General features: G+C 49.4%; 19 protein-coding genes and 1 pseudogene. 13 read left to right on the top strand and 7 right to left on the bottom strand.

The genetic code is table 11. The annotated features are described in order from the left end of the window. Positions 1-3: 3 nt before the first annotated feature. The 8 genes and pseudogenes from SK50_RS15960 (at position 4) to SK50_RS24185 (ending at position 8,324) form a co-directional block, all read left to right on the top strand. Positions 4-231 (top strand): hypothetical protein, encoded by a 228-nt coding sequence (locus SK50_RS15960; protein WP_017693207.1) that lies wholly within the window; start codon positions 4-6, stop codon positions 229-231. Between the two features lie 41 nt (positions 232-272). Beyond that, the gene (locus tag SK50_RS15955) at positions 273-770 is read left to right on the top strand and encodes a hypothetical protein (RefSeq protein WP_048229666.1); all 498 of its coding nucleotides are present in this window, start codon (positions 273-275) and stop codon (positions 768-770) included. Beyond that, the gene (locus SK50_RS15950; protein ID WP_015571561.1) at positions 770-1,240 is read left to right on the top strand and encodes a hypothetical protein; all 471 of its coding nucleotides are present in this window, start codon (positions 770-772) and stop codon (positions 1,238-1,240) included. The genes SK50_RS15955 and SK50_RS15950 overlap by 1 nt, the downstream gene beginning before the upstream one ends. A gap of 13 nt (positions 1,241-1,253) precedes the next feature. Beyond that, entirely contained in the window at positions 1,254-1,619 is a 366-nt protein-coding gene (locus SK50_RS15945; protein ID WP_048229664.1) for an NlpC/P60 family protein, read from the top strand. Beyond that, entirely contained in the window at positions 1,606-4,083 is a 2,478-nt protein-coding gene (locus SK50_RS15940) for a host specificity factor TipJ family phage tail protein (RefSeq protein ID WP_048229661.1), read from the top strand. The genes SK50_RS15945 and SK50_RS15940 overlap by 14 nt, the downstream gene beginning before the upstream one ends. Before the next feature lie 55 nt (positions 4,084-4,138). Continuing rightward, positions 4,139-6,196, top strand: a complete 2,058-nt coding sequence (locus SK50_RS24190; RefSeq protein ID WP_048229660.1) for a tail fiber/spike domain-containing protein — start codon at positions 4,139-4,141, stop codon at positions 6,194-6,196. 124 nt (positions 6,197-6,320) lie between these two features. Then, positions 6,321-7,613, top strand: coding sequence for a WzyE family oligosaccharide polymerase (locus SK50_RS15930; RefSeq protein ID WP_048229659.1), 1,293 nt, complete (start codon positions 6,321-6,323; stop codon positions 7,611-7,613). 364 nt (positions 7,614-7,977) lie between these two features. Then, positions 7,978-8,324, top strand: a pseudogene (locus tag SK50_RS24185) (LexA family transcriptional regulator). A 170-nt stretch (positions 8,325-8,494) separates the two neighbouring features. On the opposite strand, the gene SK50_RS15925 reads toward SK50_RS24185, so the two are convergent. From SK50_RS15925 to SK50_RS15915, 3 genes are read right to left on the bottom strand one after another with little or no spacing between them, the layout of a single operon-like run. After that, positions 8,495-9,946: a glucosyltransferase domain-containing protein gene (locus SK50_RS15925; protein ID WP_048229657.1), complete on the bottom strand. Its 1,452-nt coding sequence runs from the start codon at positions 9,944-9,946 to the stop codon at positions 8,495-8,497. After that, positions 9,946-10,863 (bottom strand): glycosyltransferase family 2 protein, encoded by a 918-nt coding sequence (locus tag SK50_RS15920; RefSeq protein WP_048229655.1) that lies wholly within the window; start codon positions 10,861-10,863, stop codon positions 9,946-9,948. Before SK50_RS15920 ends, SK50_RS15925 begins: the two co-directional genes overlap by 1 nt. Further along, positions 10,860-11,222, bottom strand: coding sequence for a GtrA family protein (locus tag SK50_RS15915; protein ID WP_048229653.1), 363 nt, complete (start codon positions 11,220-11,222; stop codon positions 10,860-10,862). The genes SK50_RS15920 and SK50_RS15915 overlap by 4 nt, the downstream gene beginning before the upstream one ends. 112 nt (positions 11,223-11,334) lie before the next feature. On the opposite strand from SK50_RS15915, the gene SK50_RS24180 reads away from it, so the two are divergent. The 3 genes from SK50_RS24180 (at position 11,335) to yedD (ending at position 12,543) form a co-directional block, all read left to right on the top strand. Then, positions 11,335-11,574: a hypothetical protein gene (locus tag SK50_RS24180; protein ID WP_048229651.1), complete on the top strand. Its 240-nt coding sequence runs from the start codon at positions 11,335-11,337 to the stop codon at positions 11,572-11,574. Next, entirely contained in the window at positions 11,574-11,897 is a 324-nt protein-coding gene (locus SK50_RS15905) for a hypothetical protein (RefSeq protein WP_048229649.1), read from the top strand. Before SK50_RS24180 ends, SK50_RS15905 begins: the two co-directional genes overlap by 1 nt. 232 nt (positions 11,898-12,129) lie before the next feature. Beyond that, positions 12,130-12,543, top strand: a complete 414-nt coding sequence (gene yedD, locus SK50_RS15900; RefSeq protein WP_032654111.1) for a lipoprotein YedD — start codon at positions 12,130-12,132, stop codon at positions 12,541-12,543. Positions 12,544-12,645: 102 nt separating this feature from the next. Here yedD and amyA read toward each other — a convergent pair whose 3' ends face one another. From amyA to fliD, 4 genes are all read right to left on the bottom strand, one after another. After that, positions 12,646-14,133 (bottom strand): alpha-amylase, encoded by a 1,488-nt coding sequence (gene amyA / locus SK50_RS15895; RefSeq protein WP_045345016.1) that lies wholly within the window; start codon positions 14,131-14,133, stop codon positions 12,646-12,648. A gap of 98 nt (positions 14,134-14,231) precedes the next feature. Beyond that, a complete protein-coding gene (gene fliT / locus SK50_RS15890) occupies positions 14,232-14,603 on the bottom strand; it encodes a flagella biosynthesis regulatory protein FliT (protein ID WP_006811148.1) in 372 nt (123 codons plus the stop codon). Next, a complete protein-coding gene (gene fliS, locus SK50_RS15885) occupies positions 14,603-15,013 on the bottom strand; it encodes a flagellar export chaperone FliS (RefSeq protein ID WP_003859616.1) in 411 nt (136 codons plus the stop codon). The genes fliT and fliS overlap by 1 nt, the downstream gene beginning before the upstream one ends. 30 nt (positions 15,014-15,043) lie before the next feature. Then, complete coding sequence (fliD, locus tag SK50_RS15880; protein WP_017693218.1) at positions 15,044-16,456, bottom strand: flagellar filament capping protein FliD; 1,413 nt, start codon at positions 16,454-16,456, stop codon at positions 15,044-15,046. Between the two features lie 269 nt (positions 16,457-16,725). Here fliD and SK50_RS15875 point away from each other — a divergent pair, with 269 nt between their 5' ends. Together SK50_RS15875 and SK50_RS15870 are read left to right on the top strand one after the other, a co-directional pair. After that, on the top strand, positions 16,726-18,006 hold the full coding sequence (locus tag SK50_RS15875; protein ID WP_045345018.1) for a FliC/FljB family flagellin: 1,281 nt from the start codon (positions 16,726-16,728) through the stop codon (positions 18,004-18,006). Positions 18,007-18,169: 163 nt separating this feature from the next. Next, on the top strand, positions 18,170-18,889 hold the full coding sequence (locus SK50_RS15870; RefSeq protein ID WP_003859623.1) for an RNA polymerase sigma factor FliA: 720 nt from the start codon (positions 18,170-18,172) through the stop codon (positions 18,887-18,889). Positions 18,890-18,913 lie beyond the last annotated feature (24 nt).

The raw sequence follows: 18,913 nt of genomic DNA, 5'->3' as shown, positions 1-18,913 counted from the left end.
TACGTGGTAATTGAGCCGGGCGAAGTGCAGTCAATACCAACTGAGATAGGTAAACCACACAGGATACGCCCGAACAGGGCGGTCGAGTTTGTGTTTACTCTAAGTGATGGATCAACAATCAAGGGCATAACGCCTGCTGGGGAAGAGCTGGAATTTACCAATAATGGCGAAATCGTTGACATAAAAATCAATATCTACGAGGCACCAACCGGGCCCCGGCTTGTTGATTAAGCAAACCCGCTCAGGCGGGTTTTTTATTGCCTGGAGCTTAGATGCCAATTATCGACTATCCCGACTGGCTGCCGCTGGCGCAGAAGGCCAGCAAAAACATGACACTCGATACCGGGTTCCAGACTGACCAACCGGCGGTAGGCCCGGCTATCTTCGAGAATCAAACCGACGACCTGAAAGTGACCTGGTCACTGACGTGGATCTTCACTCTGGCTGAGGAACGAGCATTCCAGCAGTGGCTACGCAGCCCAAACTATCTCAACCGGGGCCTGAACTGGTTCCGGATGAATATCAATCTGGGTGGTAGTGGCCTGCAATTGCAGGAGCTTCACTTCACGCAGATGCCGGTGCAAACAAGTATCAACGGCGGGGTGGTGACCTGGACGGGGACGGTTATTGCGAACCACCTCTACAACGCCGACGACGAGTTCGACGACATCATTGTTGAGCTGCCGCCGCCTTGGCCTTCAGTGCTTGATATCGTGGTGACTGGCTATCCGGACGGACGCGATCCAGAAAGTCTTCCGAGGGTTCCCTGATGCCTTCATATCGTGAATATAATCAGAAGCGCCCGATTAGCGGCTGTTACAACACCATCACGTTCTATCACCCCTCCTTTGGTTACGTCCGCCTCGTCGACAAACAGTTCTTCCCGAAGACGCTTGGCGGCCAGACGTACACGCCTGCGCGGTTTGAAATCGAAGAGAGCCAGCAGAGCGGAACTCCGGTAATCGACGCAACGGTGAAGCTTGGGCGACTGTCTTCAGATATCAAAACGCTGATGAAGAAGTGGAGTGGTGTTTCCAGGCTGTCGCCTATCACGGCAACTCGTCAGGTTTTCGATAGAGTTGATACCTCTACGCCAATGAAGAATTGGACATTATTTGTAAAAACTGTCGATGTTGTTTCAGATAACGCATCAGTTACTTTATCAATGACAAACCCGCTAAATAACAACATTGGCCAACCATATGATCCAGTCGAATACACGGGGCTTCAGTACCTCTGATTTTATCAGCAGGATGATCGGCGTGCCGTGGTCTAACCGCGCCTGCTCATACGAAAAGACTGATTGCTGGGGGCTGGTTGTGCTGTATTACCGACATGTGCTCGACATTGAGCTGCACCAGACACCGGGTTACGAAGCCGGGGAAGATTTCTTCACCTGCTATCAGGGAGACGTCGTTTTCTGGCGCAAGGTCGATAAACCGGTCGAGGGCGGGATATTCGTCGGGTACCGCGGCACGCAACCGGCACACGTTGGCCTGGTACTGAACCGGCAGGCGCTGCACTCGCGAGGAGAGAATGGAAGCGTGCGCATGGACTCGTTGCTGGTCATTCAGCGGGCATTCACCAAAGTGGAGTTTTTCGAATATGGCGCTGGTTGAGATATCGAATTTTCCAGGAACGCCTAAGCTGCGTTGCAGGGTGCCAAACGGCACCCTTTTTTATGACTGGCTGGCGGCCAATGACGCTACTTTTCACCGCGACCTGCTGATCGTCCGCAACGGCGTAAAGCTGGGCGACGATGATGAGCTGGCGTTTGAACTGAGCGAGCTGGACCACATCCAGATATTCGACCAGCCGAAGGGCATTGTCGGCGACATACTGAGCCCGATCTTTAAAGTGGTGGGCCAGGTGTTTTCGTTCCTGGCGCCGAAGCCCGCTATCGCAAACAACGGCGGTAATACCGTCGACTCACCAAACAATAGCCTGACCGGTCAGACAAACACTGCGCGAGTTTACAAGGCCAAGCCGGACATTTACGGGCAGATTCGTTCGTTCCCGGATCTGATTCAGGAATCGGTATTTGAATACGTTCATCAGACTTCCACAGACGGCGGCCTGAAGTACGTCACTGAATGGATGTGTATCGGGATCGGCAAATACGATTACGAGTCCGTGCGCTACTCAGAATCAAGCCTCGGCTCTCTGGCCGGTGCTGAATTCCAGTTCTTCCAGCCAGGAGAAGTTATACCGCAGATCGTCGAGGGGTACGGATTCGATGACGTTGACGGGCAGGAGGTGCCCGGGCAGAACGAAGCCAACGATTTTCCTATCGAAACAGCAACGGCAAACACAGTGGTCAGCGGAACGTATTCCGGCGGCCAGATAGCGATGAAAATCGTGAAACAATCCGAGTTCGACTATTTCATGGGCCTGGTGCTACCGCACGCGGTGACTTTCACCATCAACGTGACGTACAGCACGGCCTCCGGCAACGTGACTACCGACGCTACATTCTCAGGCACGCTGATCTCCGCCGTTGAAACAAGCGATGGCGCAGTGGTGAACCCGGTGCGCTGGTACACGTTCACGATGAACCAGCTCGAAGGACCGCAGGATATCCCGGCCAACGCTACTATCAACACCACGAAATTCATCCTCAACGACAACGAGGCGCTGGTGGTTGGGCCGTTCTTCTCTCCGGTCGAGTCCACTCAGTTGTGGCTGCACACTCAATCAAGTCTTGGCGGGAAGAAGGAGACCAACTGGAAGGTTGTCATCTGGAAAATTGACGACGACTACAACCAGGTGCCGGGCACGCAACAGACGTTTACGTACCGACAGACGACGCCGCACCAGTCGACGAGTGAGGTTTTCTACCGCACCGACAAAATAACGCCCACAGGCGGCTTCGGGAAATACGCGGTCAGCTTCCAGCGCACGGATAACTCCGGCGACGCGTCACTGCTCAAGGTCGAAGAGATCCACAGCATCAACATCAGGACAAACGTCGTTCACCCGACCGACACGCTGGTACGTGTAAAAGTCCGGGCGACCGAGAATGCCTTGGGCAGCCGTGAGCGCAAATATAACGCCCTGGTTACACGTCATACCATCACGTACGACCTGGACACGCAGGCGGTGGATTACACGCTGCGGCCGTCGCGCTCGTTCGCTGATGCGGTGGCGCATACCTGGTTGATTATGGGTGAACAGCCGGTAAGCAGCATCGACCTGTACGGGCTGTACTCAATCGCTGAAAGCCTGCCTGATGAACGGCTGGGTTACTTTGACTACACGTTTGACGACGAGAACGACTCACTGGGCGACCGCGTGCAGGCGATCTGCAATGCGGCGTCGGTTGTGGCGTACTGGGATGACGGAGTACTGACGTTTACCCGCGATCAGAAGGTTGACTACCCGGCTGCCGTATTCAACCGGGCCAACATGAAGACGGATGAGTACAAAATGACGTACGAGGCCACTCTCCCAGGCGGTTATGACGGCGTGCAGGTGTCCTATGTTCACCCCACAACGAACAACAAGACATACATCAACTACCGCGTGCTGAACGGCGCTATCGTCGAACAGGAAGCGGAGAACCCGAACAAGCTGGAGATCGTCGGCTTCCGTAACGAGTTCCAGGCCCGGGAGCGCGCATTACGCGAAACCAAGCGCCTAATCTACTCGCGCGTGAAGATGAACGCTAAAGTGTTTGAGGACGGCATTATACAGGTCGGTAGCGTCATTCAGATGCCAGACATTTACGACAGCAACCAGCAGGGTGGTTACGTCACCGGCCGCTCCGGGAATGACTTCGATACCAGCGAGCCGATCACGTTTGCCGGCTCGATGTATGTGCTGGTGACAGACAGCCTTGGCAACCCGACCCTGCGCTATCCGGCTACGGCCCGCAGCGATACGAAGTATGGCTTCACCGCGGCTATCCCTAACATACACCTCAACATATGGAATGGTGACACTGTGCAACTACCGTCGCGCTATCTCATAGCGACGGTGGAGGAACTGGACAGTCAGCTATGGACGGTGAACAGCATTAAACCAAACACAGACAACACTGTTTCACTCACAGTCGCAGAATACAGCGACGCTATTTACGAATAAGCCCATCCCGACCAACCTAACCCGGTCTCGCGCTGGGTTTTTTTATGGAATAAATATGACTACTACACCAACCAATAATCCAGTACCAAGCGAATCACCGATTGATCTGAAATACAACGCCGGGAAAATTGACGAGTTCGTTACCTCGATGGGATGGACTTACATTGACCGTTTCGGCAATAAGCATTATACGATCGAGGGCCTGCGCTGGCTGGCACAGCAGGCCATCTCCCAGTTCGGGTATATCACCCTGGACAGCTTTGAAGACGGAAATACGCTTACGCTTCCAAACCAGGTTCTGCGACTTGAAGCGACCGGCGAATATTATCGCTGGGACGGTCCTTTCCCGAAGGTGGTATCTCCTGACTCCACTCCAGAATCTACAGGCGGCATAGGTCCTGGAGCATGGTTAAGTGTTGGTGACGCATCTCTTAGAACACAATTAGGGAATACTGATGGGTTCAGATTGCTTGGTGAGTGTCCAGATGTAGCCACCCTCCGTGAAACTGAACCAAAGAGCATTGGCCAGTTAATCCGGGTACAAAATTATTACTCAGACAAATTTGGTGGTGGGGGATTCTTCCGCAGTGTTAATCCCGGATCGCTGGTAGACGATGGCGGTCTTTATATCAAAACGTCCGGCGGAGCTGTGTGGCGTCGGTGCGTCAAAAATAAACAGGTCAGCACAGAAGAATATGGATGCTGGGATGGGAATACAGGATCTGACAATTCTGCTCGACTGATGAAAGCATGCGCCTCTGGTCTTGACGTGAAAATGATGGGGGAGAATTACAATGTAGTTAGCATCCCTTCAGATCGCTTCAGCCTTACTGGGAGAATGAAAGCCTCTACTGCTGATTTTTCTACGGCATATGGCCGTACGCTTCTGACACTGACAGGCGCTAATGTCACCTATGACATTGATATCGACATGCAGAACTTTGGGGCTGGTGGATTTCTAAATCTGGGGACCGATACTGTTGGTCTAATCAAAGTATCAAATATTTACGGCGCGAATCGCACGACATATGGCCTACAAAATGCTGTATCAGATGGTGGTATACGCAATAATATGTCAGTTATTGTGCGTAACATTAAAAAAGGAGATAGCGGAGTTGATCCGCAACCTGCGGCATTTACGACTTATGGTTCTAAGGGTTTTTATCCATATGTAGATATTTACGACAGCCAGGGCGGAATCATTGGTAACTCTACAGATGAATCGGTTTTTGGGGAAGTAATTGCCCGTTACGTACACGATAACGGATTTTATGCCCTTGAAAATAGCCGTCAAACAATCGGGACGATGGTTTGTGATAACGTGCTTGGCGAGCCATTTGTTAACGCCGGTGGTATTTGTACTGTAGGAACTATGAAACTTAAAGAATGCCAGGGATTTGGCATAACCTATTCTTACAGTGGGCGCCTGCGTATAGACCACCTAGTGCTGGAACAAACGCTTGTCAGCTCTGCAATGCCTCTGCTTCGTTCTCGGCCAGATAACGTTAATAGCGTTGTCAGCATTGGTAAGATTGAGGGTAGTTTTGTTCTTGGCGGGGTTACAGCATCTATCTCTAACTCAATGTTTGCCATTACCCAAGGTATTACAGACCTGAGCATTGGTGACATGAACGTCACTCTGAACTACGTGACAGGCTCGTACTTAGGACTTGGAGATTTTTCTGCTTGTTCTCGAATTGCATTGGGCAACTGGAACATAACTTTCGTCGACCAGACAGGTACCTTAACGGCATCAAACATTGCCTATTTTTCCCTTCCAACTAATGCGCAGTCGACAGGAAGCAAAATAGGATTACAGCGTTATAGCTCGTCCTCCGCCACTGTAAGGATGACAAACCTAAGCAACTCCACCATTGAGGTGGCATCTGGTCAGGCAGTTCAGGTTAATGTGTCGGGCGCACCGCTCATAACTTCCGCAATTAGTACGCCATCAAGGGTCTTCCGGGTAACTGCGCTACCAACTGCTGGTAAATGGACAAGCGGTGACATACTAATCCTCATAAGTCCAGGAACAACCATCAAGTATGGTTGGTCATGCTCTCAGTCAGGGGACTTTGCCGGAACGCCGCCAACATTCCAGGTTATAGCGTGAAACATGAAAAGGCGGCCTATGCCGCCTATCTTTTGATGCGAATCAGGCATGCTTTGACCAGATTTGGCTTTACTTGCAATCGGCATGGGATACAATGCGGTGATTTGCTGTCTGGTGCTTGCAAATGTCAGATTACACATCGATATTTACGTACATATTTCCGATCATATACTTCACTATACTTTTCTTTCTTGCTGCTCATTCTTTCATCAGGAACGGGATCAGATTCAAATCTGTAGGTATGATGTTCCTTGTGATAACTCATTTCGTTGGCTATGCGTCTTTACCTTTCCGTGTTGATGCGCTTGTTCCCGCTGATGTATATATGCCAGTAGAATATATAAATGATGTTTCACTAAAATCATTCATCGGAATCATAATATTTTATCTGGCATCTCATTTACTATCGCCTAAGCCAAGAGGAATGGCGAGAGGGAAGATATTTTTCGGATCTGCAAAACTATTTGTAGCAATATCATTGTCGGTATCTATCCTTGCAATGATCATCTTCTACATAACCAAAGGTTCATCATTCGACTCAGATAACTACGCATCTAAATTAGGGGAAAATGCGGGAAGCGGGCTTTTGCTTATGCCTATGTCAGCTTTTGTTCCAGCCGTTATTGTCTATAGCTTCACATCTAAATCAAAATATGCATTTGCTAAGTCATGTGGCCTTTCTATCCTGTTTGGTGTTGCGTTTTATATACTGATAGGTGGTTCAAGAAACGTAATGTTCTCAGCGTTATTAATGGCAACCTTGATATGCTTCGTAACAGGAAAGATAAATAAATTTAAGTTTCTGATTATTGGATGCATAGGGCTTTTCCTTGTGGCGGCACTCGGGATGCTTCGCTACTCAAACTCCATGTCCAGCTCCGGTGCCGCGCTAAGTCTAGCTATACAGTACCTCACTGACAGCCTCTCTCCAATAAACTACCAGTACGAGGCGGTAAAATACTACGACAATACAACTAATCCTGACGCTGTTGGCGGCATATATTACATGTTTAGTCAGTTTTCGGGGTTCGTGCCGCGCTTCCTTTGGGAGGAGAAGCCAATCGTTACAATGAATAGCTCATACTATTTTACGACGAACATACTGGGTATGAGTAGCGGATTGAACATGGCCTCGACATTGCTAGGGTCATCACTTGTTCTGTTCGGTGGATATTTTTATTGGCTGGCTTATGCGTTATCAGGTCTGGTTGTAAGGACGTTGGATATAATAATAAACAGCAATAAACTTACAGTTATGTCAATAGCAGGTTTCGTAACGGTGCCTTTCACTTTCTTTATGGCACGAGAAAGTCTTGAGCTATTTATGTTCATCTACTTTAAAAACCTAATTGTCGTAAGCTTTGTCTACCTTTTATTCAAAGTGGCCTCATCTATTATCCCAAAGAAAGCCGCTTGACCTATTGATTCACCCCTCAAATATCGAGGGGTGCATCTAACCCTTCATCTTATTAGTTACTTCAAGCGCCAGCCAGGCCGCTATAAGCAGCAAGAATATGGCAACAACCCACTTGTTATCTACAGAGCCGGTGACAAGCAAGCAAACCATTGAGACGCCCAACACTCTGGGTAGGTTTATCCCGTCCTTCATATATCAGTACCTGGCAGCGCAAAGACGAACAGCACAATAGCCATGATGAGTAGCAACTCCATTTTTTTCTCCTTTAAAGAAATCAGTTTACCACATGGTTGAGAATGATCACTTGATCAGTTTAGTCGAGCGATAATACTGTGCTTGCATACAGTTCTATCGGAGGTGAGTTATGGGATTCCCAAGTTAAGCTGCTAATTACGTTGAGAACCGCCTTTCGCTTGAACATGTAAGCGTCAGAGAATATCTATCGAGGCGGCATAATGAAAAATGCACTGCTTGTCATCGACTCATCACTAAAGCCTTGTGATGGCTCCTTGCTTGTGTATGAGATGGGGGGAGTTCAAGGTTAAGATTTACCGAACATATCCTCAGCTTCATCTTGAAAACGCGCAAACTGGCAGGAAGTAAAAGCTACCTGGTAACTTCGAAGGGGTAGAGAGTCCGGTGTCTGGAGTAATCACGTACATCATCAACGATGCGCGGACAGGTGAGTTTGATGACTGCCCGGTGATGTGATGAGGCATTGGTGGGCCAAACACAGCACTCGATCTAAGGTGAACTTAGACGACTGATGTTTTCGACTGGTGTAACCATCTGTTATGTAGTGCGCTCTTGGACGGTCTTTGTCGATTTTAAAAATCATGGGTTCATATTATAAAAAAAAGGCCGCATCGGCGGCCTTCTTTTTACCTACAATCAACGTCACCGCCTATATTTACAATATTTTTACCACCAACTTGGTATATAGTGTATTCGGTTCTAGCGGTTTTAGAGTTGTACCTATCACTACAGATACTCTTTATTAGTTTTTTCTGCATGTCTCTTCTGAATGAAAATGGAACATTCAAACCATAGTCACGAAGTTTATAAGAGATAGTCCAATCATAGCCTCTATTAGATATCAATTTAGCTATTCCGTTATTATCTACGGCATTTTTCGCATATAAAGAGTAATTGAAAATCCCACTTATATATGTCTCGTTACTATTTAGTTTAAGATTTTCAAGATCATAAGATAAATTGTTCAGTATCTTATCTTCATACTGCTCCTGGCTTCTAATAGCCGTAACAGTGATGCTCATAGTCAAAAATGATACTGAAACAAGTAATCCGGCTATAGTAACTGCCAATAACCTAGATAACTTATGGTTAAAGTTGTAAATCGGGTAAAGCAACAATGCCAAAAATAAACCATAAGTAACTAATGTTCTTGGGAAGAATATAGACTCCTCCAGGATGATTATCACACCTCCAATTGAAAAATATGATGCAGGAAATGCGAGAATTGAAACAAAAATACCGGCTATTGGTTTTTCTGATTTAAATGACGCATAAACACAGATAGAAAATGAAATTAATGATAGTAAGATTAATAATTCATTACCAACCGGTGTGAATAAGCTTGTTTTTCCCCAAAGGCTCAATAGATTATTGCCTAGCTTTTCAGTCATTCCTGAACCTAGACTGATAAATGATGAGCGAGATGATCCTTCAGAGTAGGGTATTACAATAAAAATATAATACGATACATATCCTACCAAGAAACAAATTAGATAAGTGAAGTATTTTTTTATGTTTAATGATATGCCTCTTGAAACCTCATCAATGCATCTTATAATCACCATGGCAACAAAAATTCCAGCGCAAGGCTGATAAAGACTGAGGGAGGCGACTAACAGAGCAATTGATAGAATTTTTGTTGATAATGCTTGCTTGCTGCATAACCATACTGAAACGGATGCAATCAACACACCAAGAGACATGGTTATACTGTCAAATTTATACAATAGATTCTGTATGTAGAATGGATTGAATATTACAAGCGATAAAATCAAAGCGTCAGTGTAATTATACTTTCTATTTAAGCTCTTTGCTAAAAATAGTACAGAAAAGCCCATGGCTAAGATTGAAAGTATATGTGTTAATGGTGCCGCGCTTATGTTTGAAGATGAGTTAAGGGAAATAAGCTTAAATATTAGGTCAGCCAGAGGCCTAGCCATAATGCTAAGCCCAAAAACGCCGTCTGCTGAGCGCATGAAATCATCTGAGTAATTCATGCCAGCAACAACTATAGGAAGTATGTAAAGTATCCCCGCAAGGGAAGTATACTTTAAAATATTTAGGTCTTTTTGGTTCATTATTTGCGCGCCTTAATAACGTATCTTGGACGATTTTTTACTTCAACATATATCCTGCCAATGTATTCTCCCAGTACGCCGATACCGATCAACTGAATGCCGCCAAGGAAAAGAATAGATACCAGTAAAGATGGATATCCACGGACAGCATTACCGAACACCAAAGTGTCGAAAATCATCCACGCGCCGTAAAGGAATGCCACCCCAGCAACAAACAGGCCGATGTAAGTCCACATACGCAGAGGGAATGTAGAGAAGCTTGTGATCCCTTCAAGTGCCAGGTTCCACAACTTCCAGCCGTTAAACTTCGTGCTGCCTGCAACACGCTCGGCACGGGCGTACTCGACTACATCAGTGCGACCACCAACCCATGACAAGACACCTTTCATGAAAAGGTTACGCTCAGGTAACAGCTTAATATTTTCTACAACCTCACGAGACATCAGCCGGAAGTCGCCAACGTTTTCCTCAATCTTCGGATTACTGATTTTATTGTGAAGCTTATAGAACCACTCGGCAGATTTACGCTTTAACCTGCTGTCGGTAGAGCGGTCAGATCGCTTAGCCAGCACCATATCCGCCCCGGCCTGCCATTTCTCAATCAAGTGAGGAATGACCTCTATCGGGTCCTGCAAGTCTACGTCAATCGGAATAATCGCTTCACCGGTCGCATGGTCAAGGCCAGCGAAAAGCGCGGGCTCTTTACCAAAGTTGCGAGTGAATGACAGCGGGACCACAAGCGGATCGGACACAGCAAGCGCGTTGATAATTGATTCTGTAGCATCTTTGCTGCCGTCATTGATGAAGACTATCTCTACTTCATGCTGCTGAAGCCCTTCAAATTCCCGAACAGTTTTATAAAAAATAGGTATCGCGTCTTCTTCGTTAAAGACGGGAACGACCAGAGAAATTTTCATTTCGCATCCCTAAAGACAATGAACTTTGAATAAACAAAACCGCACACCAGACTGATGGCGGAGAAGAGAATAAGAGTCACGATCGGCGCCATACCGGACTTATCGGCAGCCCAACCAACAGCTGCGCTCAAGGTTCCCATAAACCCGACATACAGCATGTAGCGCATCGTAGTTGTCGAGGACTTAAAGGTGAACCTGGCGTTTGCAAAGAAGCTGAATGACACCGCCACGACGAACCCGGCAAAGTTGCCAAGCGCCTGACCTGTATGGAATGCGTAAATGCAAACGGCAAACACAACCCAGTGAATGAGCGTGTTTATGACGCCGATTGATGTGTACTTAGCAAAGAGCTTTAACATTATATAAATCAGTCAATTCGGAAAGGTCTGAAGTTTAGCACCACTGTGAAACTTGATCGACCCTCATATTTGACGATACTGTATATGCATACAGTTATTTTGTGAGGTGATTATGCCACGCACAGCAGACATTCATGCCGCGTTTGTTGCGGCCATAGAGTTAAACCCCAAGGGGTATCGTTACCTGAGCACAGACGCATTCGTAGAGAAATTGCGGGAGTTCAACTGGCACTACACGCGCGAAGAAGCGAATGCCTGGATAAAGCGATACCAAAAAGACTTTGCTGACAAGACGACAGACGGTAGCGATAACAGGTACTGGATCCTACGTAACATGGGGAGGATCCAGTAATGGGATTTGCATCACCTGCAAGCGATTATGTCGAGCGCCAACTTTCACCCGAGGTGATTTGCAACATCGGCGCAGAAAGTAGGGTGCTTGAAACTGATTCAGGATTTGCAGTCATTGAACCAGCAGCCAAATGCGCGCCCGGCGATGTGCTGCTTATACTTTGCGATGGTCATACGCAGTTTGCCAGGTTGATGGGAAAGTCGCTCATTACAGATGATGGAGAGGCAATAGAGGGAAGCGCACTGGAAGAAGTAGAGGTGCTTGGACGCGTCACGTTCTTCATCAATCGTGCAAGCGATGACGACTGCTGCCCGGTGATGTAATGGGGCATGGGTGGGGCATAAAACAGCACTCGATCTAAGGTGAACTTAGACGACTGATGTTTTAGACAACTGCAACCATCTGTTATTTGGAGCGCTCTTGGACGATCTTTGTCGATTATGAAAAAAGTATGCTCATGTGATGGGCATGCAGGTTTAATCAATACCTATCTTACGCTGGCAGCCTGATGGCTTTAATGCCACAATATTTTTTTCTTCGCATGCAGGAAAGATGATGAAAAAAGTAGCAATTGTGGCTGCGATGCTGACGTTAGCGGGATGTGTTCAGGTAGATAACTATCAGGAAGTGATTAAGCACCCGGTACCTTCGCAACTGGCAGGTTACTGGCAGTCGAAAGGGCCGCAGAGCGCGATGGTGAGCCCGGAAGCGATCGCCACGCTGGTGGTGACGCCAGAGGGGGATACGCTGGATTGCCGTCAGTGGCAGCGCGTTATCGCGGTGCCGGGTAAGATCATGCTGCGTTCAGATGATTATTACAACGTGACGCGTAAGCTGGATGTCTATCCGCTGGAGCGTGATGGGGCGGCGCTGGAGTATGACGGTATGGAACTGTACAAGGTTGACCGTCCAACGGTGGAATGCGCAGATTACCTGAGCAAGAATCCGCTGGATAGTAAGCTTCCGTAGCGGTAAAAGCAAAACGGCAATCATATTGCCGTTTTTAGGGTTTGCTCCCTCTCCCGGTGGGAGAGGGTCGGGGTGAGGGCATCAGGCCGCACTTTCCCAGCACTACAGCGCGTCCTCAATCACCCAGACGCTGACGCTTCCCCCGTTACAGAAGAACGTCCCTTCGCCATCCGCCGCCGTGGTCACGGTTTCCTCGCGGTTGCCTAAAAGATCACGCCAGGTCTTATTGCCGTAATTCTCCCCGAGGCAGATGGTCTTCTCGCCGTCATCACCATTCGACAGCACCACCACACAGCCCGGGTGCTCCTCAGTCCCGCTGCGGCTGAACGCAATGCAGTTTGGATGATCGAAAAACAGCGTCTGTACGCCGTGGGCAAAACGCTGCCGGGCGAGGATCAGCTCGTGGAGCTGTTCAATCACCGGCATATCGATGTGATACGTCTCGCCATCCCCGCCGGTGTCGTCATAGCTGGCGCCAAAAAGATCCGGGTAGAATACGCTCGGCACGCCGTTTTCACGCAGCAGGATGAGCGCGTAGGCCAGCGGTTTGAACCAGGCTTCAACCGGGGCTTCCAGCGCCTGCAAGGGTTGGGTATCGTGGTTGGCTACCAGGGTCACGGCATGGAACGGATCGGCTTCCACCAGCGTACCGGTGAAAATCTGGCTCATATCGTAGTCGCGTCCCTGGCGTGAGGCTTCGTGAAATTTCATTTGCAGTGGCGCATCAAACAGCATGGTTTTACCGTCCACCTGATTGATGTAGTGCTGCAATTTATCCACTTCGTGAGACCAGTATTCCGCCACAATAAACAGCGGCTGCGGGGCCACCTCCTGGACGTGCTCAATCCACTCTTTATAGAACCAGGCCGGGATGTGTTTTACCGCGTCCAGGCGGAAGCCGTCGCAGTGGGTTTGCTCCATCACCCAGCGCGCCCAGTATTTGATCTCCTCCGTCACCGCATGGTTGCGAAAATCGATATTTTCACCCATCAGGTAATCGAAATTGCCCATCTCGTCGTCGACCTGATCGTTCCAGCCTTCGCCGGTGTAGTCGTTCACGATTTTGAAGATACCGTCCTCATTGGGGTTTTCAATGTGGTCGATACCGCTGAAGCATTTGTAATCCCAGATAAATTGCGAATACTGCCCGGCCCGAACGGGGAAGGTGTAACGCGTCCAGGCTTCGCATTCGATGATCTCATCGCTGATTTGGGTGCGATCCTGAGCATCCACGCGCTGCACGCGGACGGGTTCCTTTTCATCGGCCCCCATTTTGTGGTTGACCACCACGTCCAGAAGCACCGCAATCTGGTTGCTTTTTAAGGCGTTGATGGCCTCCAGCAGCTGGGCTTTATCGCCGTATTTGGTGGCGACGCTGCCTTTCTGGTCAAACTCACCGAGGTCGAAAAGGTCATAAGAGTCATACCCGACGGAATAGCCGCCGGATGCCCCCTTATATGCCGGCGGTAACCAGACCATATTGATGCCGATTTCGTTCAGGTTGGGGGCTAATGCCGTGACTTCTCGCCACAGTTCACCGCCGGTGGGGTAGTACCAGTGAAAACATTGTAAAAGTGTTGGGTTGCGCATGCACCATCTCCATGAGGTTGCGAAACTCAAGTATGGAGCAGGTTTGGCAGAAATGCCTGGCGAACGAAACGGTTAACGCTCGAACGCCAGTTAAATGGCTAATTAATATCGCTATTACTTTGCGGAACCAGGACATGACCGCCCTGGTTACCGTAGGTGGAGAGAACGGTTTTCTGGATGGAGGATTGCCCAACCAGCTTCGCCAGTTCATCCATTCTGGCTTGCAGCAACGTTTTTACCTGGCCTTCGTTGTCCAGGATCACCCGCAGCGTCGGGCGAAGCTGCTCCTGAATCTGCATCGAAGGTTCACTTTCCTGAGTGAGACGAGCCAGTGAGTGCACCGCATTAACATAGTCGGTTTCACAGATGATCAGATCATCCCATAGTCCCTGCCGGGCCAGTCGCAACATCAACTGGCTCTGCTCAAGGAGTTGCTGATAAAGGGCATAAAGTTGCGGTGCGTTACTCATTAGACGGCGTCCTGCATCAGTTGTGGCGTACCGGCAACCTCCTTCCACCCGTCAGCGATATTGCGCAGCAAGTTTTCCACCTCTTCGATGGCGCTGGCGTCGTTATTCACATTGGCGTGCAGGAGGCGACGTACCATATAGGCATAAAGGGCAATCAGGTTTTGCGTAAGCTCATCACCGTTATTTTCCACCAGGCCAACCTTCAGCCCGTTTTCGATAATGTTGATGGCTTTTGAGAGCGCCAGCCCTTTTGCCGGGATATTACCGTCTGCCAGGAACAGACGCGCGCGTACCAGCGCGCTGAGGGCTCCATCAAATAGCATGATAACCAGCTGCTGCTGGCTGGCGCTCATCACCGCGCTTTCAACTTCTATCTTTGCGTAGGCTTGCGTGCCTTTTGCGCCGTACATGTTATCCCCCTCGGGTCTGATTAGCGTTTACTACTTGTTGCTGGACGTATTTTCGAACTGCTGCGTCAGGTAGCTGCTGGTGTTGTTCAGCGAGGTCATCAGTACGTCCAGCTGGGTAAACTGGGCTTTGTACTGCGCCACTCTCGCGTCAATACGTTCGCTCACGGCGTTATATTGATCCGTTAACTTGTTCAGCGTTTTGCTGACGCCATCTTTGGCCGCCTGGATAATGCCTTTACTGGAAAGCCAGTCAGTCAGATGGGTGGCCATGGTGGTAGTGATCCCGGTGGTTTTACCGTCACCCACAACCAAATCTTTCACGGCAGACGGGTTATCCGTCAGCGCTTTTTTCAGCTTGTCGCTGTCCAGCTCCAGCTTGCCCGTGCTTGGATCTGAAGTAATGCCGACCTGAGACAGCGTTTTATAGGCGGTTCCGCCGACGGAGTTGCCCAGCATGGTTTTCAGCTGCGTCTGAATAGTACGCAGCGTGCTGTCCCCGAGCAGGGCACCGTTGCTGGAGTCCTGCGCATCTGTACCCGCATCAACTGCCGTATATTTGGTTAATGATGCAAAGCTGTCCTGAAGGGTGTTGTAGGCATCCACCCAGGCTTTCATCGCCGTTTCCGCTTTCGACGTATCTTTAGCGATCGTCAGCGTCTGGTTACCGGTGGTGACGTCGTTCAGGTTCAGGGTGATATCTTCCAGCGCATCGCTGATAGTGTTGCTGCTGTTTTCGATATCAACGTTATTCACCTTCAGCTTCGCGTTCTGCGCGGTGACGCTTTCTGTCATGCCGTTGCTGGCGTCGGTGCTGGTGCCGTTGTAACCCATAAAGGATTGCAGGGCGCTGTCGCCGCTCACGCTGATGCTGACCGCGTTGTCCGCCCCGGTTTCGGTGGAGGTGATGGACAGACGGTACTGACCATTACCGACGTTAATAATACTGGCGGTCACGCCGGCGTCAGCTTTGTTAATCGCATCGCGAATGCCGGTCAGCGAGGAGTTTGCCGCGCTGATATCGACGGTCACCGGATCTTTACCGTTACCGGCGGTAAAGGTGATCTTGCTGTCAGCCGTGGCAATGGCCGTTTTGGTATCCGGCTGCGCGTTTTTGGTCGTCAGGGTTTGCGCCTGCGCCAGCTGCGACACGCTGATGGTGTATTTACCGGCAATCGCGCTGCCGGTAGTGGTGGCGCTGAATGCCGTGGTACTGCTCGACGTGCTGGTCGCTGTAAACAGGTCGGCTTTATTCAGCGCGGTGTTGGCGGTCTGAAACGCTTCCAGTGAACTTTTCAACGTGCCGTAAGCGCTCAGCTTGGCGGTATACGATGTCTGTTGTTTGGAAATTGGCGTCAGCTGTGCTTTTTCGGCCGTGGTCAGACTATCCAGAATGTCTGCTAACTTAAGACCCGAACCAATCCCCAATGATGAAATACTTGCCATATTTATTCCTTAATCTATCGACACGTAGAACGAATAGTGGGGTTATCGGCCTTAATGGGGGAAAGTTTACGGTTAATTTCTTTTTTTTAATGGCGGGAATAACGGTAATAGAGAAGAGCTTTTCCGTGACTAAAAAAATTAACGCGATCCTGAAAAAATATCTAAAGGTTGGTTTGGACCAGACGATAACACCTTTGACGGCGATGAAGCCGAAGGGTGGAAACCCAAATCTAACCAAACAGATTTGATGAACAACAGGAATCGAAATCATGGCACAAGTCATTAATACCAACAGCCTCTCGCTGATCACTCAGAACAACATCAACAAGAACCAGTCCGCTCTGTCTTCTTCTATCGAGCGTCTGTCTTCTGGTCTGCGTATCAACAGCGCGAAAGATGACGCTGCGGGCCAGGCTATCGCTAACCGCTTCACCTCTAACATCAAAGGCCTGACTCAGGCTGCACGTAACGCTAACGACGGTATCTCTCTGGCGCAGACCACTGAAGGCGCGCTGTCTGAAATCAACAACAACCTTCAGCGTATCCGTGAGCTGACCGTTCAGTCTCAGACTGGCACCAACTCCGATTCTGACCTGTCTTCAATCCAGGACGAAATCAAATCCCGTCTGTCTGAAATCGACCGCGTATCTGGCCAGACTCAGTTCAACGGCGTGAACGTACTGGCTAAAAACGGTTCTATGTCTATCCAGGTAGGTGCGAACGATGGTCAGACTATCAACATCGACCTGCAGCAGATTGACTCTTCTACGCTGGGTCTGAATGGTTTCTCCGTTTCTAAAAATACACTTGATGTTGGGGCATCGATCACCCAGTTGGGTACTGGTACTACTACAGCACCAGTTGCAGTAGACCTGTCTACAGCAGCATCTACTTTAAAAGTAGATGCAAGTTCTCTGACTCTGCATAACGTCAATGATAAAGATGGAAAAGCAACAGCAAATTATGTTGTTCAATCAGGTAATGACTTCTATGCGGCTACCATTGATGACACGACTGGCGCTGTTACCCTCAATACTGCAAAAGTTACCTATAATGACTCCACTAATGGTGTTACGGGCGCAGAGCAAGATAACCAATTAGTCAAAGTCGGAGCTGATAAATCAGGTGTTCCTACTGCTTTCGTAACCGTTCAAGGTAAAAACTTGGTTGCAGACAGCGCGTTACTGGCAAACGGCGCAACTGCAAACAGCGATGCAAAAGCAACAGCATATGACCTTACTGCTTCCACAGATGATTTTGCTGGCGCTTCTTCTGCAGATCCACTGGCTCTGCTGGACAAAGCTATCGCGTCCGTAGACAAATTCCGTTCTTCACTGGGTGCGGTTCAGAACCGTCTGAGCTCTGCCGTAACCAACCTGAACAACACCACCACCAACCTGTCTGAAGCGCAGTCCCGTATTCAGGACGCCGACTATGCGACGGAAGTGTCCAACATGTCTAAAGCGCAGATCGTTCAGCAGGCCGGTAACTCCGTGCTGTCCAAAGCTAACCAGGTTCCTCAGCAGGTTCTGTCTCTGCTGCAAGGCTAATCGCCTGATGACGCTTAAACCCCGCTTCGGCGGGGTTTTTTCTGTCCGCATTTACGCGTAACCCCCCAAATAACCCCTCATTTCACCCACTATTCACCCGATTAAAACCCCTCCAGAATCGGATAATCATGCCGATAACTCAACTAACGCAGGGCTGTTTATCGTGAATTCACTCTATACCGCTGAAGGTGTAATGGATAAACACTCGCTGTGGCAGCGTTATGTTCCGCTGGTGCGTCACGAAGCATTGCGCCTCCAGGTGCGTTTGCCGGCGAGCGTGGAACTGGACGATCTGCTACAGGCGGGCGGTATCGGGTTATTGAATGCAGTTGACCGGTACGACGCTCTGCAAGGAACGGCATTTACGACTTACGCAGTGCAGCGTATTCGTGGTGCGATGCTGGACGAGCTGCGCAGCCGCGACTGGGTGCCGCGCAGCGTTCGCCGCAACGCGCGCGAAGTGGCGCATGCGATGGGGCAGCTGGAACAGGAGCTGGGGCGCAACGCGACGGAAACCGAAGTAGCGGAGCGTCTGGGCATTCCTGTTGAAGAGTATCGCCAGATGTTGCTCGATACCAATAACAGCCAACTCTTCTCTTATGATGAGTGGCGCGAAGAGCATGGCGATAGCATCGAGCTGGTGACCGATGAACATCAGCAAGAAAACCCGTTACACCATTTACTGGAAGGGAATTTACGCCAGCGCGTGATGGAAGCGATCGAAGCTTTACCGGAACGTGAGCAACTGGTGTTAACCCTCTATTACCAGGAAGAGCTCAATCTCAAAGAGATTGGCGCCGTGCTGGAGGTGGGCGAGTCTCGGGTGAGCCAGCTGCACAGCCAGGCCATTAAACGCCTGCGCACAAAACTGGGTAAGTTATAGGTGAGTTATTCGCCTTGGAAATGC

Origin of the sequence: Enterobacter sp. BWH64, assembly GCF_001037645.1 — a bacterium.
GTDB classification, from domain to species: Bacteria; Pseudomonadota; Gammaproteobacteria; order Enterobacterales; family Enterobacteriaceae; genus Enterobacter; species Enterobacter hormaechei_C.
Note: the sequence above shows the minus strand (reverse complement) of the source record. Positions and strands in the feature narration are given on the sequence as shown.